The sequence below is a fragment of the Cystobacter fuscus genome (assembly GCF_002305875.1).
GTDB lineage: Bacteria > Myxococcota > Myxococcia > Myxococcales > Myxococcaceae > Cystobacter > Cystobacter fuscus_A.
This window is the reverse complement of the sequence record NZ_CP022098.1, coordinates 6,004,705-6,027,437: the sequence shown is the minus strand read 5'-3', so window position 1 is coordinate 6,027,437 and position 22,733 is coordinate 6,004,705. Positions and strand designations below refer to the sequence as shown.

Annotated in this window: 18 protein-coding genes; 6 read left to right on the top strand and 12 right to left on the bottom strand. The window is 69.6% G+C overall.

Features of this window, described 5'->3' with window-relative positions; genetic code table 11:
• Positions 1-37 precede the first annotated feature (37 nt).
• A complete protein-coding gene (locus CYFUS_RS24500; RefSeq protein WP_232537748.1) occupies positions 38-1,507 on the bottom strand; it encodes an ATP-binding protein in 1,470 nt (489 codons plus the stop codon).
• A 431-nt stretch (positions 1,508-1,938) separates the two neighbouring features.
• Here CYFUS_RS24500 and CYFUS_RS24495 point away from each other — a divergent pair, with 431 nt between their 5' ends.
• Positions 1,939-2,511: a very short patch repair endonuclease gene (locus CYFUS_RS24495; protein ID WP_095987430.1), complete on the top strand. Its 573-nt coding sequence runs from the start codon at positions 1,939-1,941 to the stop codon at positions 2,509-2,511.
• A gap of 64 nt (positions 2,512-2,575) precedes the next feature.
• Positions 2,576-4,072, top strand: a complete 1,497-nt coding sequence (locus tag CYFUS_RS24490; protein WP_095987429.1) for a DNA cytosine methyltransferase — start codon at positions 2,576-2,578, stop codon at positions 4,070-4,072.
• Positions 4,073-4,151: 79 nt separating this feature from the next.
• Here the strand turns inward: CYFUS_RS24490 and CYFUS_RS24485 are convergent, their stop codons facing one another.
• The 4 genes from CYFUS_RS24485 to CYFUS_RS24470 form a co-directional block, all read right to left on the bottom strand.
• Positions 4,152-5,615, bottom strand: a complete 1,464-nt coding sequence (locus CYFUS_RS24485) for a trypsin-like peptidase domain-containing protein (protein ID WP_095987428.1) — start codon at positions 5,613-5,615, stop codon at positions 4,152-4,154.
• A 218-nt stretch (positions 5,616-5,833) separates the two neighbouring features.
• Positions 5,834-6,199: an arsenate reductase family protein gene (locus tag CYFUS_RS24480; protein ID WP_095987427.1), complete on the bottom strand. Its 366-nt coding sequence runs from the start codon at positions 6,197-6,199 to the stop codon at positions 5,834-5,836.
• A 66-nt stretch (positions 6,200-6,265) separates the two neighbouring features.
• Complete coding sequence (locus tag CYFUS_RS24475; protein WP_095987426.1) at positions 6,266-6,466, bottom strand: hypothetical protein; 201 nt, start codon at positions 6,464-6,466, stop codon at positions 6,266-6,268.
• Positions 6,467-6,517: 51 nt separating this feature from the next.
• Complete coding sequence (locus tag CYFUS_RS24470) at positions 6,518-6,823, bottom strand: hypothetical protein (RefSeq protein ID WP_157758626.1); 306 nt, start codon at positions 6,821-6,823, stop codon at positions 6,518-6,520.
• Between the two features lie 179 nt (positions 6,824-7,002).
• On the opposite strand from CYFUS_RS24470, the gene CYFUS_RS24465 reads away from it, so the two are divergent.
• From CYFUS_RS24465 to CYFUS_RS24455, 3 genes are read left to right on the top strand one after another with little or no spacing between them, the layout of a single operon-like run.
• Positions 7,003-7,839, top strand: a complete 837-nt coding sequence (locus CYFUS_RS24465; RefSeq protein ID WP_198316745.1) for an alpha/beta fold hydrolase — start codon at positions 7,003-7,005, stop codon at positions 7,837-7,839.
• Between the two features lie 53 nt (positions 7,840-7,892).
• Positions 7,893-8,912 carry an alpha/beta hydrolase gene (locus CYFUS_RS24460; protein ID WP_095987423.1) on the top strand — a complete coding sequence of 340 codons (1,020 nt, stop codon included), beginning with the start codon at positions 7,893-7,895 and terminating at the stop codon, positions 8,910-8,912.
• Between the two features lie 22 nt (positions 8,913-8,934).
• The gene (locus CYFUS_RS24455) at positions 8,935-9,942 is read left to right on the top strand and encodes a zinc-dependent alcohol dehydrogenase family protein (RefSeq protein ID WP_095987422.1); all 1,008 of its coding nucleotides are present in this window, start codon (positions 8,935-8,937) and stop codon (positions 9,940-9,942) included.
• A 132-nt stretch (positions 9,943-10,074) separates the two neighbouring features.
• On the opposite strand, the gene CYFUS_RS24450 is transcribed toward CYFUS_RS24455, so the two are convergent.
• From CYFUS_RS24450 to CYFUS_RS24435, 3 genes are all read right to left on the bottom strand, one after another.
• Positions 10,075-11,934, bottom strand: coding sequence for a serine/threonine protein kinase (locus CYFUS_RS24450; RefSeq protein ID WP_095987421.1), 1,860 nt, complete (start codon positions 11,932-11,934; stop codon positions 10,075-10,077).
• 12 nt (positions 11,935-11,946) lie between these two features.
• Positions 11,947-12,855: a DUF2381 family protein gene (locus tag CYFUS_RS24445; RefSeq protein ID WP_232537747.1), complete on the bottom strand. Its 909-nt coding sequence runs from the start codon at positions 12,853-12,855 to the stop codon at positions 11,947-11,949.
• A gap of 471 nt (positions 12,856-13,326) precedes the next feature.
• The gene (locus tag CYFUS_RS24435) at positions 13,327-14,679 is read right to left on the bottom strand and encodes an AAA family ATPase (protein ID WP_095987418.1); all 1,353 of its coding nucleotides are present in this window, start codon (positions 14,677-14,679) and stop codon (positions 13,327-13,329) included.
• A 121-nt stretch (positions 14,680-14,800) separates the two neighbouring features.
• Here CYFUS_RS24435 and CYFUS_RS24430 point away from each other — a divergent pair, with 121 nt between their 5' ends.
• Complete coding sequence (locus tag CYFUS_RS24430; protein WP_095987417.1) at positions 14,801-16,048, top strand: SLC13 family permease; 1,248 nt, start codon at positions 14,801-14,803, stop codon at positions 16,046-16,048.
• Positions 16,049-16,052: 4 nt separating this feature from the next.
• On the opposite strand, the gene CYFUS_RS24425 is transcribed toward CYFUS_RS24430, so the two are convergent.
• The 4 genes from CYFUS_RS24425 to CYFUS_RS24410 form a co-directional block, all read right to left on the bottom strand.
• Positions 16,053-16,868 carry a hypothetical protein gene (locus tag CYFUS_RS24425; RefSeq protein WP_095987416.1) on the bottom strand — a complete coding sequence of 272 codons (816 nt, stop codon included), beginning with the start codon at positions 16,866-16,868 and terminating at the stop codon, positions 16,053-16,055.
• Between the two features lie 75 nt (positions 16,869-16,943).
• Positions 16,944-17,954, bottom strand: a complete 1,011-nt coding sequence (locus tag CYFUS_RS52890; protein ID WP_232537746.1) for a cyclic nucleotide-binding domain-containing protein — start codon at positions 17,952-17,954, stop codon at positions 16,944-16,946.
• Between the two features lie 576 nt (positions 17,955-18,530).
• Complete coding sequence (locus CYFUS_RS24415) at positions 18,531-20,648, bottom strand: HEAT repeat domain-containing protein (protein WP_095987415.1); 2,118 nt, start codon at positions 20,646-20,648, stop codon at positions 18,531-18,533.
• A gap of 41 nt (positions 20,649-20,689) precedes the next feature.
• Positions 20,690-22,729, bottom strand: coding sequence for a pseudouridine synthase (locus CYFUS_RS24410; RefSeq protein WP_095987414.1), 2,040 nt, complete (start codon positions 22,727-22,729; stop codon positions 20,690-20,692).
• Positions 22,730-22,733: the final 4 nt, after the last annotated feature.

The window sequence follows — 22,733 nt, the reverse complement described above, 5'->3', positions numbered from 1 at the left end:
TCTTCGCTCCTCTCGTCGATCTTCGCGGATGGGCGGCTCAGCGTCGCTTCGTTCCCAGGGCCTGGATGGTTTTCGGGTACTGCTCGAACGGGCGCATCGTGAGGAGCCGCTCCCGGGCGGATTCCACGGTCTCACCATCGGCGAGCAGGGACTTGAAGAGCTCCTCGAGCACCTCGGCGACCTTCGCTGGCGGCTCGTTCTCGAAGGCAGCCGCATGGGCCTCGGGCTTCTCGGCCGCATCGAGCCAGATGCGCTGGACGGGCACCGTCTCCTCAAGGAGGCGGAGCAGCGCCTGGAAGGGCTTCGGGTCGCTCCCCTGCCGCTCCATGACGAAGCTCACGAGGGGATGGTCCCTGCGGATGCGATAGCCGAGCCGCCCCCGGATGGTGACCGGTTCCCAGGCATCGTCGATTTCACGCGTGCCCGGTGCCTTTCCCCTCGCGCCCCTGTGGACGAACACCTCACGAGCCATCTTGCGGACCGTCTCCGCGAGTTCCCGCAGCCGCTCCTCCAGCTCGGGGGGAGGCCGGGCGCGGGACTTCTTCACGTCGATGTCCCAGTCAGCATCCGTGGAGTTGGGGATGTCCACCTTCAACCGGGCCAGCTTGTAGTGCTCCTCGTTGGAATACCCGAGGTTGAGCCAGCCTCCAGCCACGAGCAGCCGGCGCTCACGGTAGATGTAGAACCCCTGCTGGCCGTTCCATCCGCCCGGCCCGGCGGCGGCCTCGTGCTCGTCCTCCGTCATGCGATCCTTGTGCGGCAGGACGTAGCCGGTCACCTGAACGCGTGCGCCATGAAGCTCGAGCGTCTCCTTCGGAAACTCGTACGTGGCCACGTGCGAGCCACAGAAGGGATCCCACGGCCGCACCAGCGAATCGGCCTTGCTTCCGTTGAGGTAGATGCGCAGGGCCGGCTTGTCATCATCTCCCTCGAGGTAGCGATGGAAGACCATGCCCAGGTGCCGTCCCACGGCTCGCGCGAGGGCGAGGAACCGGCTCTGGGCCTGTGCATCGCCCTTCTTGCGCACCCGGCCGATGATGCGGTCCATCTGCTCCCAGAGGACGAGCGTCCCCTGCTTCGGTCCGTCCAGTACGGCCAGGCGTGGCGTGGAGCTGCGCTCCTCCGTTTTCAGCAGGCGCCACTCCCCGGTCTGCCCCACATAGTCGAGATCCCAGCGGCGGACCGCGCGCGTCTCTCCCGCCTTGATGCTGGCCACCGTGAGGCGGCGGGCCTGCGAGAAGGAGGCGGTCTTGAGGCCGAGGCCGAAACGGCCGAGATCATGTGGCGCTCGCTCGTCCAGGGGGCTGCGGTTGCCGGGGCGCATGGCGTCCGCGAGCTCCGCCTCGGACATGCCCCGGCCGTCATCCCTCAACGTGATGTACGAGTCCGCCCCGTTCCAGTGGAAGGTGAGCCAGACGTTTCGTGCTCCCGCCGTGATGCTGTTGTCGATGAGATCGGCCAGGGCCGTCTGCACGCTGTAGCCCACGGCCCGGAGTGCCTCCAGCATCGAAGAGGCTCTCGGCGCCGCGATCTCGTACTCATCCCCCAAAGACACCTGGCCCGCCTTGCGCAAACGTCCTCGTCTCCCTGGCGCGCATCGGGGAACGCTCATCGTCTCCCGACCCGGAACGAGCAGGTCCGCTCGGATGCCGCCCGCCGTACCTTACCGGGGAGACCCCTCACGCTGGAAGGCGCGGAGGGTGAGCCCGGAATCTACCAGGACGGGGTCAGCCATGAATACCTCCGGAGTGGTATGGCGCTCGGGCATCCTTGCTCGGTGGGCCGTCATGCGAGCGCGTTCCCCACCCCTCCCCGACACACCCATCCCTGGCTCCGAGGTTGGTTCGTTCGCATTTACCTTTGAAGTAGCTGGCCGCGAGGTAGGCTCCTCCCGTCGCCGTGCCGTGAGGGCACCTGGCACTTCACGGGAAGAAGGGCATGGCACTCAGCCGCTCCGAGCAGATGTCGCGAATCCGAGGGAAGGACACCTCTCCCGAGCGCATCCTCCGCTCCGCGCTCTGGAGGGCCGGGTTGCGTTTCAGGCTGCAGGCCCGAACGCCTCATGGAAGGCCCGACGTGGTCTTCCCGAAGGCGCGGGTGGCCGTCTTCATCGACGGGTGCTTCTGGCACGGCTGCCCCGAGCACTACGTCCGCCCCCGGACCCGCAACGAGTTCTGGTCCTCGAAGCTGCTCGAGAACGTGGAACGGGACCGCCGCCAGACGCTCCAGCTCGAAGCCGAGGGATGGCGCGTGTGCCGCTTCTGGGAGCACCAGATCTTCGAGACCCTGCCCGAGGCAGTGGACACCGTGCGTGAGGCGCTCCAGCAAGAGCGGTGGATTCCCCCCAACTCCTGGAGGGTCGTGCAGGTCGACGCGCTCCCCGGAGAGGGAGACATGGAGCAGCGGTGGCTGGAGGAGCTGAGGGTCTCGCTGCCCCGGCACGCGCTGGTCGCCCGGCGCAGCACGAAGAAGTGGAAGCGGACGCGCGAGCATCCCCGTAGCAGCGTGTAGAACAACGTGCGCGGCCACGCTCGAAGTGGCAGCCCCGACCGGCTGGGTTATAAGCCCCATCGACATGGGCCAGAGCACCAAAGCGAAGCTGGCGAGGATCCTCAGGGGAGAACCGCCACGGCTGCTGGACCTGTTCTCCGGCTGTGGCGGGCTGGCGCTCGGCTTCGTGACCGCGGGCTGCTACAGCGTCGGAGGAGTCGAGCTCGACGAGGAGGCCGCGCGCTCCTATGCCTGGAACTTCCATCGCCAACCGGATGGGAGCCCCGACGAGCTGCAGGCCCACCCCAAGGACATCCTGAAGACCGAACCCCAGGCGCTGCTCAAGGAGCTGCGCTGGCGGGTGGAGAAGGGCGTCGACATCATCGTGGGTGGACCGCCCTGTCCGGCGTTCACCCGGGTCGGCCGCGCCAAGTTGAGGGAGATCTCCAACGATCCCGAGGCCTTCAAGAACGATCCCCGTGCCCGGCTCTACGTCCGCTATCTGCGGTACGTGCAGAAGCTGCGTCCCCTCGCGCTCGTCATGGAGAACGTCCCCGACGTGCTCAATTGGGGTGGGCGCAACATGGGCGAGGAGATCTGCGAGTTGCTGGAGCGCAACTACCAGTGCGCCTACACCCTGCTGAATGCCGCCAACTATGGCGTTCCCCAGATGCGTGAGCGCTTCTTCCTGGTGGCCATCCGAAAGGACGTGGGGCTCAAGCCTGGCTTCCCCCTTCCAACCCACCGGGGCACCTTCCCGCCCGGCTATGCCGGTTCACGCAAGGTGGCCCTGAAACACATCGGCACCGATGACTCCGCGGACAGCCGCTGGTACCAGCCCGCCCCGGGACCCGCGTCGGATGCGCAGCCCTGGGTGACCGCGAAGGAGGCCCTGAGGGATCTACCCCGGTTGACCGACCACCTCGATGGACGGGATCGCCGCGGTGCCCGGTACCTCGACGGCAGGCTTCCCTACGGCGAGCAGTCTCCCAGCGACTATGCGCGGCTCATGAGGAAGTGGCCGGAGTTCGAGACCCCTGGATACCTACGGGACCATGTCACGCGCTGCCTCAAATGGCGTGACTACCGGCTATTCGAGGGGATGAACGCGGGCGACGACTACCCGAAGGCCCACGATCTCGCCGAGCGGCTGTACAAAGAGGAAGTCGAGAAGTGCCAGAGCAGGGGCGAGCCCGTCCCGCGTCGCGCCGACTACGTCCCTCCCTACGACCGCAGCAAGTTCCCCAACAAGTGGCGCAAGATGGCCGAGGACGAGCCCGCCCGGACGTTGATGGCGCACCTGGGCAAGGACACGTACAGCCACATCCACTACGACTCCACCCAGAAACGGGTCATCTCCGTGAGGGAAGCGGCCCGCCTCCAATCCTTCCCGGACGGCTTCCGCTTCTCCGGCACGATGAACCCGGCGTTCCGGCAGATCGGCAACAGCGTTCCCCCTCTGCTCGCGTGGGCCATCGCCCACGAGCTGCTCTTCCTGATGGGTGCGCGCATCACGCATCCCTTCCCGGAGTATGGGCAGGCAACGCGCACTGATTCGTCTACCAAGGCGCGGGTCGCATAGAAGAACCAGGTCGGGGACACACGAGTCCCAGCGGCTCACGCCCGGGTAGAAACCTCCGGGCGTCGGTTCCCCTCGGTGCTCAGGACGGCACGGGCAGGGCGCGCAGCAGGGTGACATCCGAGCCGGGCGGCTGGATGCGCAGGAGCAACATGCTGCCGGGCCTGGCCGAGCGCAGCGCCTCGGCGGCCTCCTGGGCATTGGCCACCTTCTGCTCGCCCACCTGCCGCAGCAGCGAGCCCGGTGGCAGCTCCGCCCGCTCCGCCGGGCTGCCGGGATCCACCCTCACCACACGCACGCCCTGGCCCTGGGGATCATCCGCCAGCCGCATGCCCAGCCGACCCCTGGCGGGGGCACTCTCCTCCTCGCGCGAGGGCACCTCGGGCTCGCCCCGCTGGGCGGGCCGCGTGCCGAGCGTCACCTGCAACGCCAGCGGCTTGCCGTCGCGCAGCACGTGGACGGAGACGCGGCTGTCCGGACGCAGCAGGCCCACCGTGCGGGTGAGGCTGCCCGCCGAGGCGATGGGCGTGTCGTCCACCCGGGTGATGATGTCGTTGTCCTGGAGCCCCGCCCGCGCCCCGGGGCCGCCGTCGTTGACATCGGCGATGATGGCGCCCTTGTCCACCTCGAGTCCCAGCGCCTTGGCCAGGTCCGGCGTGAGATCCTGCGCGGCCAGGCCCAACCAACCCCGGCGCACCACGCCGTCCTTCTCCAGCCGGGGTAGCAGCGAGTGGATGAGGTTGCTGGGCACGGCGAAACCAATGCCCGTGGCCTCGCGAACGATGGCGGTGTTCATGCCGATGACCTCGCCCTTGAGGTTGAAGAGCGGGCCGCCCGAGTTGCCCGGGTTGATGGCGGCGTCCGTCTGGAGGAAGTCGTCATAGGGCCCGGCGTGGATGTCGCGGGCGCGGGCCGAGAGGATGCCCGAGCTCACGCTGGAGGCGAGGCCGAAGGGGTTGCCGATGGCGAGCACGAAGTCGCCCACGCGCACCGCGTCCGAGTCGCCCAGCGCCACGTGGGGCAGATCCCCGGGCGCGTTCTGGAGCTGGAGCACCGCCACGTCGGTGAGCGGATCCCTCCCGAGCACCTGGGCATCGAACGCGCGCCCGTCGTCGAGCTTCACGCGCACCCGCTCGGCGTTCTCCACCACGTGGTTGTTGGTGAGCACCAGACCCTTGGCGTCGACGATGAAGCCCGAACCCTGGCCCTGCTGCATGGGGCCTGGCGCCCCACCCTGGGGCGAGTCCGGCAGGCCGAACTGCTCGGCCCAGCCCGGAGGCAGGCGGAGCATCCCCCGGGTGGCGGCGACGGGCGCGCGCGCCAGCACCTCGACGTTGACGACGGCGCCCTTCACGGCCTCGACGAGCGGGGCGAGCGAGCCGGGCGACGGCACGGTGACGGAGGGGATGACGGGGGCCGCCGCGGTGGCGGCGGGAGGCGCGGCGGCCGGAGGCGGCGCGCCGAGGGCCTGGCAGGCGGACGCCATCATCATCAGGGGAAACAGGACGCCGCGCACGGCATGGCGGGAAGAAGAGGGAGAGGACACGGTGGGGACTCCTTTCGGGCCGGGTTCCATACCCAGAGCATCCGTTCTGGAGATGTCCGTGTGCATCCTCCGCGCCAACGCCCCATGCCGACGCGGAGAGCCCCGCTTCCCTCGGGCGCGGCCCACGGGACCGCTCATTCCCGGGGGCATGTCCGAGGGGATGTCGGGGCAAAATGCCCTAAGCGCCGGGGGCATGGGGCATTCCTCCCGGGGCGTCGTCACGAGGAGGCGAAGAGTTCCTCGTAGGCCTCGGGCTTGAAGCCCACGAGCACCCGCGAGCCCCGCACGAGCACCGGCCGCTTGACGAGCTTGCCGTCCGCCGCGAGCCACTCGACGAGCTGCGAGTCACTCGCGGCGTCCACCTTCTCCTTGCCGAGGGCGCGGTAGCTCTGCCCACTGGTGTTGAGCCACTTGCGCACGGACACCCCACTCTGGGAAATCCACTTCGCCAGCTCGGCGGGGGTGGGCGGCTGCTCGACGATGGGGCGCACGCGCGCGTCCACGCCGTGCTGCTCGAGCCACTGCAGGGCCTTCTTGCAGGTTCCACAACCGGAGTACGACAGCATCAGGACGTCGGTCTTCATGCCGCCGCTTGTACCAGAGGCGGGCGGCGGGGCTCGCGTCCGGAGATGTGGACTCCGACGCCGAACTCACTGGGGCGGTTCTTCCTCCTGACGGAGGACCTCGGCGGGCACGTTGCGGCGGAGCGGCTCCAGGATGACGACCACCCAGGCCGTCAAGGGCGCGGGCAGGGCCACCAGGGCGAGGATGAACAGAAATCGGATGACACGAAAGGCGAAGCGCAGGCTGGCGCGCACGAACGCGCGCACGGCCTTGGGAAGCAAGGTCATGGGGAACTCCTCCAGGTGAGAGACTTTCCAGCGACGGGTGCCGGGAAAGGCTCAGTGGAGGAGCGCGCGATGAAGGAGGAAGAGGCGGCGCGGTGGGGCCGCGGTGCGCGACTCCCGGAGGGAACCCGGGCTCGCCACACGGGCGGGAGCACGGGGAGAACCCTCGGCCGGGTGCTCGAGATGGACGGAAGCCTCCACCGCTGGGCGCCGGCGCGCCGACTCGTGGCGCTCGACCCAGACAACCACCGCGGCCTCGGAGGCCGGATGCGCGTGCGCCGGCAGGCTCGCCCCGAGGACCGAGAGGCACGCCAGCGCGAGCCTCAACCACCGGGCGATGTGATGCGGGAAGCCGCGCATGAGCCTCAACCTGACCATGAACGCGCCAATGTCAAACGCTGGAAGGGCGCGGCCATCGCGGTCATGCTGCGCACATGTCGAGTCCCTCACCCTTTCGCAGTGAAGCCGCTCGAAGCAGGTACCTGAAGGCCTACGAGGAGTGGAGCGCAGGCTGGCCAGTCCCCTCCGAGCAGCGCTTCGTGCCGACGTCGTACGGCTCGACGTTCGTCCGCGGCTCGGGCCCGGTGGACGCGCCCCCCCTGGTGCTGTTGCCGGGCGCCGGAGCCACCTCGCTCATGTGGTCGGCCAACGTCGCCGCGCTCTCCGCCCACCACCGCGTCTGGGCCGTGGACAGCATCGCGGACTACGGCCGCAGCGAGCCCTCGCGTCCGGTGCACACGGCCCAGGACTTCGTGACGTGGCTGGACGAGCTCACCACCGCGTTGGCACCCGGGGGACGCTTCGGACTCGCGGGCGTCTCCTATGGCGCCTGGATCTCCGCGCAGTACGCGCTGGCACGACCCGAGCGGCTCTCGGCCCTGGCCCTCATCGCCCCCGCTGGCACGGTGATGCCGCTGGGCCTGGGCTTCATGCTGCGGGCGGTGTCGTGCGCCCTGCCCTCGCGCTTCTTCACGCGCCGCTTCATGACGTGGCTCGCCCATGATCTGTCCGTGGGGGACGCCCAGAGCCAGTCCCAGCTCGAGCGGCGCATCGAGGAGGGCTACCTGGCGATCCGCAGCTTCAAGGCGCGCCGGCTGGTGGAGCCCTCGGTCCTGAGCGACGAGCAGCTACGGGCCCTGCCCTCGCCCACGCTCTTCATCGTGGGAGAGAACGAGCGCATCTTCCCGGCATCCGCCGCCGTCGAGCGCCTGCGCCGCGTGGCCCCTGGTATCGACATCGATCTGGTTCCCGGAGCGGGGCACGACGTCACCCTGGTACGGGCCGAGTACGTCACCACCCGGCTCCTGGGCCTGTTCGGCGCGGGCACACCCGCCGAGGCCCGGGTGTCTTCCGTGCATCCGGCTCCTACGGGTTGACCCTTCCCGCGGACACGCCCACTGGGACAGAGTGCGTGGACAGGGGGAGAGACATGGGAACGCTTTCCACGCTCGCGACGCTGATCCGCGCGAGTCTGGGTACGGCGGTGCGGCGCATGAAGCGGGGGCCGCTGAGGCCCGGGTGGAGCTTCGCGTACGAAGCCACCGTGGCCTTCATGAAGGCAAACAACGAGCGCCTCTACCTCCGTCCCGCCCCGGAGCAGCGCGAGGAGGTGGAGCGGCTGGCCCGCACCACCTCTGCCCTGCGGCGGGTGCACCGGGAAGAGGTATCGGCGGGAGGCGTGCCCTCGGTGTGGTTCTCGCCTCCCGAGCGCTCCGGCGACGCGGTGGTGCTCTACCTGCATGGGGGCGCGTACGTCATGGGCTCCCCGCGCACGCATGGGGATCTGCTCGCACGGCTGGCCCTGGGCACGGGCCTGCGAGTCCTCGCACCGGACTACCGGCTCGCGCCCGAGCACCCCTTCCCCGCGCAACTGGAGGACACCCTGGCCGTGTACCGGTGGCTGTTGTCCTCGGGCGTGTCGCCACGGCGAGTGGTGTTCGCCGGGGACTCGGCGGGAGGGGGACTGGCCCTGTCGACGCTCGTGGCCGCGCGAGACCAGGGCACGCCGTTGCCAGCGGGTGCCGTGGTGATCGCGCCCTGGGTGGACCTGGAGTGTGGCGGGGCCAGCGTGGAGCGCAATGCCGCCTATGACTGGGGCGACAAGGCCATGCTGTTGCACTGGGCGGGCTGGTTTCTCGGCGGCGCCCCCGCGCGCGAGCCGCTCGCCTCTCCCCTTCACGCGGACCTGAGGGGCCTGCCCCCGCTGTTCGTCCACGTGGGCAGCGCGGAGCTCCAGTACGACGATGGCGTTCGCATCACCGAGAAGGCCCGCGCCGGGGGCGTCCAGGCGCACCTGGAGGTATGGCCGGAGATGGTCCACGACTTCCAGACCTTCGGCGAGGGCTTCCCCGAATCCGTTCGCGGCACGACGAAGTTGTGCGAGCACCTCCAGCGGGTGCTGCTCGACGCGGAACGTCAGGAGGGGCCGGGCATCGGAGGGCCACCGTGACCACTCACAGGGAGACCACACGATGAAGGCCTATGAACTGCAGAGCACCACCGGCGCCGAAGGTTGGGTCCAGGTCGAGAAGCCCCAGCCCCAACCGGGCCCCGGACAGGCGCTCGTCCGCATCCGCGCCGTGTCGCTCAACTATCGGGATCTCATCATCGCCAGTGGCACCTATCCGGGTACGAAGACGCCCATCATTCCCGTCTCGGATGGCGCGGGGGAGGTGGTCGCCGTGGGCGAGGGAGTCACCCGCGTGAAGCCCGGGGACCGGGTCGCGCCCACCTTCTTCCAGGTGTGGACGGATGGCCCGGGCACCCCCGAGAAGGTGGGGAAGGCGCTCGGAGGGAGCGTGCCCGGCGTGCTCGCCGAGTACGTGGCCCTGGATGCCGAGGGGCTCGTCGTCCTGCCGGACTGGCTGTCCTTCGAGGAAGGCGCCACCCTGCCCTGCGCGGCCGTCACCGCCTGGAACGCGCTCGTGCCCCAGGGAGGACTGAAGGCGGGCCAGACGGTGCTCGCCCAGGGGACGGGCGGCGTGTCCATCTTCGCCCTCCAGCTCGCCCGCGTTCTTGGAGCACGCGTCCTCCTCACCTCCAGCCATGACGACAAGCTGGAGCGCGGCAAGCGGCTGGGAGCGGAGGGACTCATCAACTACAAGAAGTCGCCGAACTGGGAGGAGCAGGTGCTCGCGCTCACGGGTGGGGAGGGCGTGGACCACGTGCTCGAGGTGGGCGGAGCCGGCACCCTGCCCCACTCGGTGCGGGCGACGAAGAAGGGGGGCCACATCGCCCTCATCGGCCTGCTCTCCGGCGCTCCGGGCAAGGCCGACAGCGTGGACACCGGCGGCAAGCCGCTGCGCATCGAGCGCACCTACGTGGGCAGCCGCGCCATGTTCGAGGACATGCTGCGAGCGATGAGCCGGGAGAAGACGAAGCCGGTCATCGACCGCGTCTTCCCCTTCGCCGAGGCGCGCGAGGCCCTGCGCTACATGGAGTCCGGCGGCCACTTCGGGAAGATCGTCATCTCCGTGTGAGACACCCCTCGGAGTTCAGCCGCTCGAGGGCCTGACGCCGCACGTCGCGATTGTACCTCTGGGCGCCGCTCTCCGCGCCGAAGATGGTGCCCGGGTACCAGAGGTAACCAGGGCAGCTCCGAGGGCCATGTCTCACGGCCAGCGCAAGACGACGCTCACCGGCACATTCCGGCCAAGGATGAAGGCTCCCGGCTTGGAGCCATCCTCCATGGCGATACGCCCGTCCACGTCGCCCAGCACGATGCACACGGGGTACTTCCGGCCATCCGGGAGGATGGCCTGGGTGTAACGGCCCATGACGGCCGGCAGCCTTTCGTTCCCCCACTCCTCGTCGATGCCGGGGCCTGTCCAGAGCTGGCCGTGGAGCAGCGTCCCCGCCGGCAAGTTACCATCCCCCCGAGTGATGCGGCTGATGACAGGGCCGTCCCGGTAGACACCTTCCTCGCCGGGTCTGCCGGGCTGGTTGATGTCGATGATCGCCTCGAGCGGACTGCCCTGCCTGACCTTCAATTCCTGGGACATGGCCTCGGTGGCCTCCTGGGGGCAGTCGGTGGGCTCCGGAGGCTTCACCTGCGCGGCGGGACACCCCAGCCCGGCGGTGGCGCACAACCAGACGGCGAGGAGACTCGAGGGAGAGGAACGAGGAGCGGTGGGCACGGGCGGACTTCCTTTCGCGGAACGGCGAGGCCCGGGCAGCAGCGCCTCGGGCGGAGGCGCGAGTGTGGAGAGCACCAGCCACAAGGCAAGGCCGAACACGCCAAGGCCCACGGCACCGAGCAGGAGTTGGGTCCCCCAGGCGCGACGCGGAGGGATGGCAGCAGCAGGGGGCGCGGGGCTCGCCTGCTCCTCGGCTGAAGGCGGGGACACCTCCGGAGCCGCGCTCGCGCCTTCCGGCTGTGAGCCCCGTTCCTCGCTGATGGGCGGGCCCTCTTCTTCAGGCCCCTTGAACTCTGGCGCCAGCAATCCCTGCGAAGGCGCCACTTCTTCCTCCTGCTCCGCCAAACCCTCCTCGGCGGGAAAGAGCGGCACCTTCCAGGCGGGAGAGGTACTCCCCTTCTCCGCGGCCGCCTCCAGCGCCTGGAGCAACGCCTCGGTGCTGGGGTAGCGATCCTCGGGACGCTTCTCCAGCAGCTTCATGGCGATGTCGCTCAAGGCGCGCGGTGCCAGGGGGTTGAGGAGGTGGGGGGGCATAGGAGGGACGGTGGCGATGGCCGCCACCAGCTCCTTGTCCGGCAGCTCCGGGTCGAAGGGGTGCAGGTCCGTGAGGGCCTGGTAGAGCAACACCCCCAGCGCGTACAGGTCCGCACTCGCACCGCCCTGGAAGGGCTTGCCCCGCTTCCACGCCTCGGTGCGCGCGTAGGCCAGCAGTTCCGGCGGCAGCAGGTGCAGCACGCCTTCGGGCAGACCCATGGTTTGAGTGAGGGCGCCGGGCAGGCGCGCGGTGCCGAAGTCGATGAGGAAGGGGCGGCCGTCCGCGCGGCGGATGAGGATGTTCTCCGCCTTCAAGTCCCGGTGGTAGACGCCGCGCGCGTGCAGCGCCCCCACGGTGCGCACCACATCACTGAAGGTGCTCACCAGCTTGGTGGCGTGAGGGGGCGTGCGCCAGCGCCACCAGTGCCAGGTGTCCCCGTCCACGTAGTCGGTGACGAGGAAGGGGTAGCCCGTGCTGGGGCTGGGCCAGAAGTCCACCCCGTACACGCGCAAGAGGTTGGGGTGGGAGGCGTAGGTGAAGAGGGCCGCGGCCTCGCGCGCCAGCCGACGGTAGGTGTTCTTCTCCTCCACGTACTCCGCTTCCGGGTACTTGTCCTCGAAGAGGTGTGCCCGGGAGTCGGAGAGGGGGCGGAGCGCCACCTTCATGGAGTAGGACTGGCCGTCGCGCTCCACCTTGAAGACGCGAGAGGAGCCGCCGCGGCCCAGCACATGGGTGATGAGCCAGGGCCCCACCATGTCACCGGGCTTGAGTTGGTCCGGGTGCAGGGCATGCGTCGTCATGCGTCGTCGCTCCTACAGCTTCACGTTGGGGATGGAAAGGTGCCGGGTGCCGCTCTTGTCCACGATCTCCAGGCGGAGGCCGTCCTTCGCGTTCCAGAAAGGCGCTTCCGTCTCCACCGCCACGAGGCCCTCCTCACCGGGAGCCAGTTGCGCCTTGTCCATGCCCACGGAGAGCACCTTCACCGGGGTACCGTCCAGCCGGGTAATGAGCGCGGAGCCGGGCAGCCAGGGTGGCTGCCCTGGCAGGTTGCGCACGCGGACGACGGCGAGCGCCCAGAGGCTGGCGCGGTAGCCCTCGCCCGCCACGTACTCCAACCCACTCTGGGTACTCATGCGGATACGCTCGAGGCGCCTGGCCTGCACGCCTTGGAGGTCGAGGCGCCCCGAGAAGACGAGCCCGGCGGGCCCACTCGTCCTGACCTGGGCCTTGAGCGCTGCGAGTTCCGCCTCCAGTGCCTCGAGCGTGCGCGGGCGACGCACCACCTCTACCTCCTTGTCCACCACCCCAGGGCGCGTCACCAGCGCGAGCGTGGCTTTCGCCGGGGAAGCCCCGTCCCGGTAGCGCACCCGCACCACCAGCTTCTCCTCGGCCCCCAAGTCCACCGAGGGCTCCAGGGCCACGAGGGTGTCTCCCACGTCCACCCAGGTGAAGCGGAAGGTACGGCTCTCCACCTCCACCGCGGCCTTGTCCAGGGCGGCGTCGAAGCGCAGGTAGGTGGTGACGCCAGCGGCCACGCGCACCTCCAGGCCCGGCTCGTCCGGGTTGCTGGGCAGGGTGACGCGGCGCTCCTGACGCTCGCGGGCGGGAGACGGGGGCTGCGCTCCCGCGGTGGCTCCCATCAAGAGGAGCGCGAGCGAGAGCAACGGGAGAAGTCGGGCCAGGGTGGATACCTCCTGAGTCCACCGTAGCAGAGGTCGCATGCAGGACCACCATTTGCGGTACCGTGCCGCGCCCCCTGCACGAGCGCAGTGCCACGCTCGCCCCCGTGGAGCCCTGCTTCCACCTGGATGTGGTCCCGCTCCTGTCTCGTATGGTGGACAGTGTCGCCATCCATGAGCGTCAGCGCAGGAGCATTGAATTCAACGCCTGGAGGATTCCCGAGCCAACAGTTCTACTGGGTGGCCAAGCGGCATCGGCCCTGAAGGAAATATGTGTCAAACCCCGAGTGTCCGCAGGAACTTATCGAGACTCTTCGAGCCGGCCGCGCCCTTGGAATGAGCGCGTGCGGTTGGGAAATCCAGCTTCGTGAAGATGTCGGGCCCGTCTTTGGTCTTCGAGTAGGGACGGCCAAGGAGGTTGGTCAACTCAACGACGCCCTTGAGCTGCCGCTCCCCCATCTGCCCCTCGAAGCGGTTGTACGCCCGCTCGTCGCGTTTTGGCGCGATGCCGTGTCAAGACTCGCCCCCTGGCACGCCCCCAAGGCTCCCATCGAGCCAGACATCACCCAGTTTCTGACCGCTCTCCTCCAGGATGGCCTTCAGGGCGGATTCCCGCTCGATGGCTGGAGTGACAGTGGTTCCTTTTTTGTTGTCGTTTTCCACCAGGAAAAGGTTTTCTGGATCGACAACGGCGTTCACGACCGTCTCCGAGTGGGTCGTGAGGATGATTTGCCGTGAGGAAGCTTGTGCCCGGACGATGAGCTTGCGAAGTGGCCATGGATGGATGGCGTTTTCTGGCTCCTCGATCACGAGAAGGCCAGCTTCTCCTGATGCTTCTTGGTGAAGCGCAACAAGCAGGGCTAGCGCATGAAGCACTCCGTCTGAAACGCTCCCCTGCCCGAGTTCATCGGAAATCCCATGTTCTTTGAAGAGAAGGATCAAATGTCCAGATGGGATCCTGCGCGCGAAGACATCTTCGATTCGAGGGTAGACCTCCTGGAGCTCTTCGAGAACCTTTCGGAACCGAGCACTTGGTTCTGGCTTGGAGCCTCTGAGTTTGGCGACGGCGGAAGCCAGCCCTTCTCCCGTCGGGCCAATCGTCGAATCCTTGGAATCTTCAAAGGACAAGTCCCTTCTCAACGCAGAAGCGTCCAGCCTCAGTCTCTTGACCTGGCTGACATCCCGAATATGCATCATTGGTCTACTTGGCATTCTTTGCCAGTTGATGAGCCGTAGGAGCTGTGGCTCGACCTGATCTTGCGTATTCGGGGTGAATGCTTCGCTTATTACCTTCTTCAGGTTTTCTGGATTCGAGAAATCTGACCCCTTCAGGTTGCGTGCGTAGGGGAGGATCTGGCTGTACATCAGAGCCCAGAGTACTGGATCGGCACCGGCGTTTGTGTCGATCCTGCTCCCGTCAAAAGCTACATCAAGAGCACCTTTTGGGCTGCTGAAACGAAGTTCTTCGCGATTGATTCTCACTTCATCTGTCTGATCAGACCCTGTCACTCCAACGCCAACCTCGATATGAATCGGTCCAGAAGTAGAGGACTCCTTCTCCTTTCCCATGATGATGGGTAGAATCGACAGGGCATTTTGGACTGCGAGTGCTGGCAACTCGGCTCGAATCGAAAAGTAAAGCCCAGAGCGCGCGGGCCGCTTCTCGCGGCGAATGAGCTGGTCATATCCGTGCTCTTGGATGGGTTCGACGGTTCCGCGGTGTAGAACCTCCCCAAATACCTCCAAGGCGCGAACCAGGTTCGTTTTACCTGCCCCGTTGGGCCCAACGAAGACCATGAACTTCCTCAGGTCGAGACCGAGGTGTTTTATGGATTTGAAGTTCGAGACTTCGAAATGCGTGATCATGGGTCTTCTCGCGTGAGGCGCTCTCGTCGAGATGAGAACCTACTCGGTGCGATTCGTCCACACCCGGGTGGCTGGAAGTAGGTTTCTCGCCAGTCCAGCGTCGGCTACTGTCCCGCGCGCCTTGGCCCTCGCGATCTTCCTGTTCACCTACGTCTTCATCGCCGGCGTCCGCCTCCCCTTCCCCCGGTTGGACCGCCCTGGCGGCGCCCTCGTGGGCGCCGTCCTCATGGTGGTGGCGGGCGTCGTCGCTCCCTCCCAGCTCTTCGGCTCCAACGAGGGCTCCCCTCACGCCGTCGACATGGACACGCTCATCCTCCTGCTCGGGATGATGCTGCTCGCCGACTACCTCTCACGCGCTTCCTTCTTCCGCGCCGCCGGCGCCTGGGCGCTCCAGAAGGCCCATACCCCCCGGCTCCTGCTCGTGGCCGTCGCCGCCACCAGCGCCTTCCTCTCCGCCTTCCTCGTCAACGACACCGTCTGTCTCATGCTCACCCCGCTCGTCCTCGTCGTCGTCGAGGACGCGCGCCTGCCCCCCATCCCCTACTTGCTCGCCGTGTGCATGGCCTCCAACTCGGGCTCGGTCGCCACCTTCACCGGCAACCCCCAGAACATGCTCATCCAGGGCGCCTCGAAGCTGCCCTACGCCCAGTTCGCCGCCTACATGGCCCTGCCCGCCATCGTCTCCACCGCCGTCGTCATCGCCGGGCTCCTCTACATCTTCCGCCACGATCTCTCCCACGAGCGCTTCTCCACCCATCCCCCTCCCGTCCCCGTGGATCGGCCCCTCCTCGGGCTCACGCTCGTCACGTTGCTCGGCGTGGTCGCCGCCTTCTTCGCCGGCCTGCCCATGAGCTGGAGCGCCCTCGCCGGCGCCGCCGTGGTGATGACGCTCGCCCGGCGCGTCTCCCCCCGCGAGGCGCTCGAGCGCGTGGACTACGTGCTGCTGCTCTTCTTCGCCAGCCTCTTCGTCGTCGTCTTCGGCGTGAACCAGGCCGGCTGGGCCGAGGACATCCACCGCCTCTTCTCCCCCTTCATGTCCGGCCCTCCCTTGCGCGAGACGCTCGGCTTCGCGGGGCTCACCCTCGTGGCCAGCAACCTCTTCAGCAACGTGCCCTTCGTCATGCTCGCGCGCCCCTGGATTCCCTCCCTCCAGGAGCCGGTGCTCGGCTGGCACGTGCTCGCGCTCGGCTCCACGCTGGCCGGCAACCTCACCCTCGTGGGCAGCGTCGCCAACCTCATCGTCTTCGAGGCCGCCCGGGACAAGGTCTCCCTGAGCTTCCTCGGCTACCTGCGCGTGGGCCTGCCCATCACCCTCGTCAGCTTCGTGCTCGCGCTCGCGGTGCTGCTCGCCGAGCACGCGCTGTTCTGAGGCCTCAATCCGGATCCGGCAGCTCTCCGGGTGGCAGCTCGGGGGGACGGGGCTTCACCTGCACCGGCCGCTCCCGGCTCGGCGCCTCCGTCTCCGGTCCCGCGTCCGGCAGCGGCACCCCGCTCTTGCGCTCCTTCGGCGTCAGATCCTCGGCGAAGCGCGAGGACAGCACGTCCACCAGGTCCGTCATCCGCTCGCGGAACAGCGCGGGCGTCTTGCCCACCTTGAAGGGATCCAGGTGCTCCAGGCCCCCGTCCACCTCGTCCAGATCGAACGGGTGCCGCCACAGCTCCGAGCGCCCCTCGAGCCAGAACATCCGCGCGTAGCCCCGCAGGTACGCGCCCGCCTTGCCCCGCTTGCTGCGCATGCCGTAGTCCTGGATGACGAACTCCACCACCGTGTCCGCGCGCAGCGTCTTGAGCAGATCGTAGTCCGGCGACAGCGCGGGCACCTCCTCCACCAGGAAGCTCTCCAGCACCGTGGCCACGTGCGCCGGATCCACCGTGTTCAGCCACGGCGCCTCCCGCGGCAGTTGCCGGAAGGTCATCACCCGCAGGCGCTCGGACAGCTCGAAGCGCGTCATCGACGAGGCGAGCTTCGCCTCGAGCCGGCGATCCGCGTCCTGGGGCGACAGCTTCTTCAACTTGTCCCGGTAGGAGCCGTCGTCCTGGAACACGTGGCTGTGCGGACCCGCGCGCAGCTCGATGCGTGAGATGAACGCGGGCCGCCGTACCTCATCCAGCGCGGAGCCCGACAGCCTCCGCGCTGAACAGCCCACGAGGAGAAATGCCAGGAGTCCGAGGAATGCGCATCGCGTCATGCATCACACATACACTGGATCCCCGCGCCTACCCAGTGGTGGGCGCGACGGGTGGCGAGCACCCGACGAAGCCGCTCAGACGAGGACGAGATCCTCGAAGGACTGGGTGTGCCGGGCGTCCGTGGCGCTGCCGCCGAGGCGGACCTCGTTGCTGCGCTGACGGGCTTCCGTCAGCTCGGACACCAGGACGAGCACCTGCGGGTGGGTGAGGATGAGGGTGTCGAAGTCCTCGCGGGGCAGCCGCAACAGCGAGGCGTTGCGCACCGCCGTCACCGTGGCGGTGGCGGGCGTCTTGTTCAGCAGGGACATCTCGCCGAACAGCTCGCCCTCGCGCAGGTGGGCCAGGGGCTGGCCCCCCTTGCTCACGGCCACCTCGCCGGAGAGCACCACATAGAGGCCATCCACCATCTGGCCCTCGTGGATGAGCACCTCGCCGCGGCGCACCTCCCGGGCCCGGAAGCGCTCCACCAGCTCGCGCCGGTCCTTGCGCCCGAAGGGCTGGAAGAGCGCCGAGGTGTTCACCACCTGCGACAGGAGCCGCTGCCGGCAGAAGCGCCGCAGCGCCCGCGCCACCTGGGGATTGAGGCGCGCGAGTTCCCCGAGCACCGGGGCGGAGATCTCCAACACCTGCGTCTCCTCGGCGGCGCCCACCACCGACGCCGAGCGCGGCGCCCCGGACAGGAGCGCCATCTCGCCGAAGAAGGCCCCCTCGCCCAGCACGGCCAGCTCGCGGGTCGTCCCGTCGGATTCGCGCACGATGCGCACGCGGCCCGCGCAGATGACATAGAAGGCATTGCCCCGGCTGCCCTGCTCGATGATGCGCGCGCCCTCGGGGAAGCGGCGCAGCGGGCAGCGCTCGAAGAGCGCGATGAAGGCCTCGCGCGGCAGGTCCGAGAACAGGGGGATCTCCGGCAGTGCCCGCTCGCCCGCGGGGGGCGCCGACACGGGCTCCTCGCCTCCCCCGCGCCCGGGCGCGTGCGCCGCCGCCAGCTCCACGGCGTGCAGCAGCGAGTCCGCCTCGATGACGAGCTCCGGAAAGGACGCACTCGGGGGCGACGCGGGAGGAACGGGTGCCTCGGGGGGCACAGGTGCCTCGGGAGGGACCGGCGCTTCGGAGGGTATGCGGATCGCCGGCACTTCCATCGTGCGCCGGCGCAAACCCGGCGGAGACGGAGAGGGAGGCGGGGGCGGCTGAGCGGGCGGTGGGGGGGGCCGCTCGGGGAGGGAGGCCTCCAAGGCCTCGTCGATCTCGGGAGGCAGCTCGATGAACAGCGCGGTCCGGGGCGGGGGCTCGGGCGGCGCTGGGGGAACGGGCGCGGGTGTCCGCGCGGGGGCTGGCCCGTCCCGCCCCGGCGCGCGTAGAGGCTCGCGAGCGTGTGCTGGACGCTCTGATGGGAGGGATCCAGCTCCAGGATGCGCTTGCTGGTGGCGATGGCGCGCGGCAGGAAGCCCTCGCGGGCGAACCCCTCGGCGGCGGCCTGGTAGGCGAGGATGGCTCGGCGCGAATCTCCGCCCTTCACCCAGGTGTCGCCCAGGCGCAACCGTGACTGGTGGTCCTGCGGCTCCAGCGCGCAGTACGCCTCGAGCAGCTCGGCGGCCTTGCCGAAGCGGCCCCTGGCGATCGCCTCGTTGGCCTGTTCCCTGAGCTGCCGGGCCTCCATATCAGCGGGATCCCTCGGCGGCGGTCGCCGTCTTCGACAGGGCGAACGTGGCGGCCTCGCGGACCCGGCGGTAGTAGTCGCCCTTGAGCGCGTCCAGGGCGCCCGCCTGCTCCCCCGTGCCCGTGCGCGCCAGCGCGGCGGCGGCCGCGGCGCGGATCTCCGGCAGATCATGGTACAGGTCGCGCGCCACCACCTCGGCCACCGAGCCATCGCCCACTTCTCCGAGCGTGGTGAGCAGCTCCCGGCGGCCGACGCTCGTGGGATCCTCCAGCGCCTTGACCAGCACGGGCACGGACTGCTTCGCCTTGAGCCGGCCGAGGATCGTGGCGGCCAGCACCGACTCGGGACCGCCCTCGGACACCACGGTGTTCAACGCCTCCACCGCGGAGGGCGGCGCCCCGGTGTGGGTGAGCGCGTCGAGCAACACCAGCTTCTCGTTGCTGATCTTGGGCAGCAACTCCACCAGGGCGGCCTGACCGGCCTCGCCCTGCTCGGCGAGCGCTCGGGCCAGTTCCTTGATGAGTTCCCGATCGGGATCGAACATGCCGTCCCGGGCGGCGGCCACGCCCTCGGGCCCCAGGCGCGTGAGGCCCACCAGGGCGGCGGTGCGCAGCGTCACGCTGGAGTCCTGGGTGAAGCCCTTGAGCAACTCCATCGCCCCGGGAGCACGCACGGCGCCGAGCGCGCGCAGCAGTCCGGCCAGGGGCTGCAGGCGCGAGGCATCCACGTCGTCGAAGAGCTCCGAGGGCGGACGCGGCTGCACCAGCGGCCGGCCCAGCTCGCGCGCCTTGGCGGCGTTGAGCGCCTTCACGCGCGACATGAGGCCGGACTGCTTCTCCTTCGTCAGCGCGTCGCGATCCGCCTCGGTGGCGGCCGGCAGGCTGGGGTCGAAGCCCTGGCCATACTTCTCGGGCAGGGGCTGGGAGATCCAATCCTGACGCGCGGCCTGGACGGCGGCGAGTTCCTGCTCGAAGGCCTTCTGCAGCACGGAGGAGGAGGAGGGGTCCGCGATGGCCGCGACCGCGTCCACGGCGAGCGCGCGCAGCGAGGCATCCGCCTGGGAGACGAAGGGCAGCACCTTGGGGAGGAGCTCCTTGGCGGAGGGGCCAAGGCCCACCACCGCCTGGAGTCCACTGGCGGCGGTGGGGAGACGGGACAGCCGCTCGGCGATGGGCTCGAGCGGACAGCCTCCGCGATCGCGCATGGCGCGGGCGACGCGGATGGCGTCGGCGGTGACGGCGTCCAGCGCGACGGCGCACAGCGCGGCATCCGTTTCGGGCTGGCGGGGCAGCTCGAGCAGGCCGTCGATGGCCAGGGGACTCACCGCGCTCTTCTCCCCGGCCACGGCCTGCAACCGCACGATGGCCTGGGGCTCCTGGAGCCGCACGAGCGCGGTGATGGCGGACTCGCGCAGCTCGGGGAAGCTCTCGTCCAACAGGGGGAGGATGGCGGGCGCGGCGCGCTTGTCGCCCAGGTCCCCCAGGCCCCGCACCGCCGCGGCGGCGAGGACGACCTGGCTGTCGCGCACCAGCGGCAGGAGTCGGTTGAAGGCCTCGGGGCGACCACTCTTGCCCAGCTCCTCGGCGGCCCCCACGCGCTCGGGCAGCGAGCCCTCGGAGAGGGTGAGCAGGTTGCGCTCCCAGATGCCCTTGGATTCGGCGGCGACGACCTCGGCCATGGGGCCCGGCACGTTCGCCTGCATAAGCGCCTGGACGATGACCTGCCGGGTCTGCCGGCCGCGGCGGCCGTACTGCAGGGTGAGGTAGGCCTTGGCCTTGTCGTTCTTCACCTGCGCGAGCGCCATGGCCGCCTTGCCCTGGACATCCACGTCGGAGTCCTCGAGCAGCTCGCCGAGCAGATCCACCACGCGGGGATCCTGGCTCTTGCCGAGCGCGGCGGCGGCCTCGCCCCGGACGATGGCGGCCATGTCCTTGGCGGCGCGCGTGAAGAGGGCCAGGTCCTCGGAGCGCGACTCCTCGGCCAGCTTCTTCACGGCGAGCGCTCGCACCTCGGGACGAGGGCTCTGAAGGTCCGCCAGGAGTTGATCCCTGTTGCCACTGCATCCGGAGGACACGAGGAGGGCCAGGACGACGAGGAGGGGGCGCGCGCCGGTTCGCATCGTGCGGCGGGTTATATCAGCGGCGCGCGCGAGCGCCCAACTCAGCGACCCTTACGGGGCCCTCGCCCCCTGGGCGCCCCAGCACCCTCGCGCGGCGGGCGAGCCTTGCCGAACGAGCCGCCCGCTCCTCCGAAGGTCTTCCGAGCGGGCCTCTCTCCGATATCGCCGCGCGGTCCGGACCGCGGAGCCCGGGCGGGAACCCGGCGCTCGGCGCTCGGATCCGCACTGAAGGAGCTACGCTCGGGCCGCTCGCCGCGCCCGGCGCCCGCGCCGAAAGGCTTGCGGGCAGGACGTTCACCCCGCTCGGCATCGGCTCCGAAGGACCTGCGCTCGGGTCGCTCACCGCGCCCGGCACCCGCCCCGAAGGGCTTGCGGGCCGGCCGCTCACCGCGCCCGGCACCCGCCCCGAAGGGCTTGCGGGCCGGCCGCTCGCCACGCTCGGCATCCGCCCCGAAGGATCTGCGCTCGGGCCGCTCGCCCCGGCCGGCACCCGCCCCAAAGGGCTTACGGGCAGGACGCTCCCCGCGCTCGGCATCGGCACCAAAGGACCTGCGCTCGGGCCGCTCACCCCGCCCGGCTCCCGCGCCAAAAGGCTTACGGGCCGGACGCTCGCCGCGCTCGGCATCGGCACCAAAGGACCTGCGCTCGGGCCGCTCGCCCCGCCCGGCTCCCGCGCCAAAAGGCTTACGGGCCGGACGCTCGCCGCGCTCGGCATCGGCGCCAAAGGACCTGCGCTCGGGCCGCTCACCCCGACCAGCGCCCGCCCCGAAAGGCTTGCGCGCGGGACGCTCACCCCGCTCGGCATCGGCGCCGAAGGACCTGCGCTCGGGCCGCTCGCCCCGACCGGCTCCCGCCCCGAAAGGCTTGCGGGCAGGACGCTCACCCCGCTCGGCATCGGCGCCAAAGGACCTGCGCTCGGGACGCTCGCCCCGACCGGCTCCCGCCCCGAAAGGCTTGCGGGCCGGCCGCTCCCCGCGCTCGGCATCGGCGCCGAAGGACCTGCGCTCGGGCCGCTCACCCCGACCGGCTCCCGCCCCGAAGGACTTGCGCGCGGGACGCTCGCTCCGCTCCTCGCCCCTCTCTTCCTGCTCATCCTCCCGAGGCGTCCACGTGTTGCGCTCGGCACGGCCACCCGCCGCGCTCCGGAACGCCGGCCGGGAGCCCCCTCCCCCACGAGGACCGGCCTCCCGGCGCTCGGGACGACCCGCGGGGGCCCGCGCCGGCTTGCGCTCCTCGCGCCGCGGCGGCGCCGCCTCCTCGCTCACCTCGTCGTCATCGTCCACGTCCCCCTCGAAGCCCGGCGCCGAGCGCCCGTGCCGCCGGGGAGGCAGCTTCGGCTCCTTGTCCGCGGGCGTGGCCTTGCCATCCGCCACCTCCTGGAGCTGGCGCACCTGCGCCTCGGAGAGTGGCCGCAGTTCGCCGGGGCGCAGCGTGTCGACGGAGACACCCGCATAGGAGGGGCGGTACAGGCGCACCACCGGACAGCCCACCGCGGCGCACAGGCGCTTGATGAGGTGCGGGCGGCCCTCGGCCACCACGAGCTTGAGCCACGTGTTGCGCTCGGCCCGCTCGAACACGTCCACGGACAGCGGCGTGGCCATGCCGTCCTCCAGCCGCACGCCACCGCGCAGCTTGTCCAGCGTGGCCGCGTCCGGCGAGCCCTTCACCTTGGCCAGGTAGGTGCGCGGCACCTGGAAGCTCGGGTGCGTGAGCTTGTGCGCGAGCGCCCCATCGTCCGTGACGAGCAGCGCCCCTTCCGCGTCGTAGTCCAACCGGCCCACGGGGAAGAGCCGCTTGCCCGTCTGCTCGATATAGCTGGCCACCGTGGGGCGGCCCTGGGGATCCGACAGCGTCGTCACGACGCCCACCGGCTTGTAGAGCAGGAAGTACGAGCTCTCCTCGGGCGGCGTGACGAGCGAGCCGTCCACCATCACCAGGTCTCCCGGGGACACCTTGGAGCCCAGCTCGGTGACCTTCTCGTTGTTCACCGTCACGCGCCCGCTGGTGATGAGCTCCTCGGCGTGCCGACGCGAGGCCACTCCCGCGCGCGCGAGGTACTTCTGCAAACGTTCTGCCGCCATTTGT

Excerpts from the sequence above, each read along its gene's own strand:
- CYFUS_RS24500 (WP_232537748.1), bottom strand. The coding sequence starts at position 1,507 with ATGCTGGAGGCACTCCGGGCCGTGGGCTACAGCGTGCAGACGGCCCTG.
- CYFUS_RS24495 (WP_095987430.1), top strand. The coding sequence starts at position 1,939 with ATGGCACTCAGCCGCTCCGAGCAGATGTCGCGAATCCGAGGGAAGGAC.
- CYFUS_RS24490 (WP_095987429.1), top strand. The coding sequence starts at position 2,576 with ATGGGCCAGAGCACCAAAGCGAAGCTGGCGAGGATCCTCAGGGGAGAA.
- CYFUS_RS24480 (WP_095987427.1), bottom strand. The coding sequence starts at position 6,199 with ATGAAGACCGACGTCCTGATGCTGTCGTACTCCGGTTGTGGAACCTGC.
- CYFUS_RS24475 (WP_095987426.1), bottom strand. The coding sequence starts at position 6,466 with ATGACCTTGCTTCCCAAGGCCGTGCGCGCGTTCGTGCGCGCCAGCCTG.
- CYFUS_RS24470 (WP_157758626.1), bottom strand. The coding sequence starts at position 6,823 with ATGCGCGGCTTCCCGCATCACATCGCCCGGTGGTTGAGGCTCGCGCTG.
- CYFUS_RS24460 (WP_095987423.1), top strand. The coding sequence starts at position 7,893 with ATGGGAACGCTTTCCACGCTCGCGACGCTGATCCGCGCGAGTCTGGGT.
- CYFUS_RS24455 (WP_095987422.1), top strand. The coding sequence starts at position 8,935 with ATGAAGGCCTATGAACTGCAGAGCACCACCGGCGCCGAAGGTTGGGTC.
- CYFUS_RS24450 (WP_095987421.1), bottom strand. The coding sequence starts at position 11,934 with ATGACGACGCATGCCCTGCACCCGGACCAACTCAAGCCCGGTGACATG.
- CYFUS_RS24445 (WP_232537747.1), bottom strand. The coding sequence starts at position 12,855 with ATGCGACCTCTGCTACGGTGGACTCAGGAGGTATCCACCCTGGCCCGA.
- CYFUS_RS24435 (WP_095987418.1), bottom strand. The coding sequence starts at position 14,679 with ATGATCACGCATTTCGAAGTCTCGAACTTCAAATCCATAAAACACCTC.
- CYFUS_RS24425 (WP_095987416.1), bottom strand. The coding sequence starts at position 16,868 with ATGACGCGATGCGCATTCCTCGGACTCCTGGCATTTCTCCTCGTGGGC.
- CYFUS_RS24415 (WP_095987415.1), bottom strand. The coding sequence starts at position 20,648 with ATGCGAACCGGCGCGCGCCCCCTCCTCGTCGTCCTGGCCCTCCTCGTG.
- CYFUS_RS24410 (WP_095987414.1), bottom strand. The coding sequence starts at position 22,729 with ATGGCGGCAGAACGTTTGCAGAAGTACCTCGCGCGCGCGGGAGTGGCC.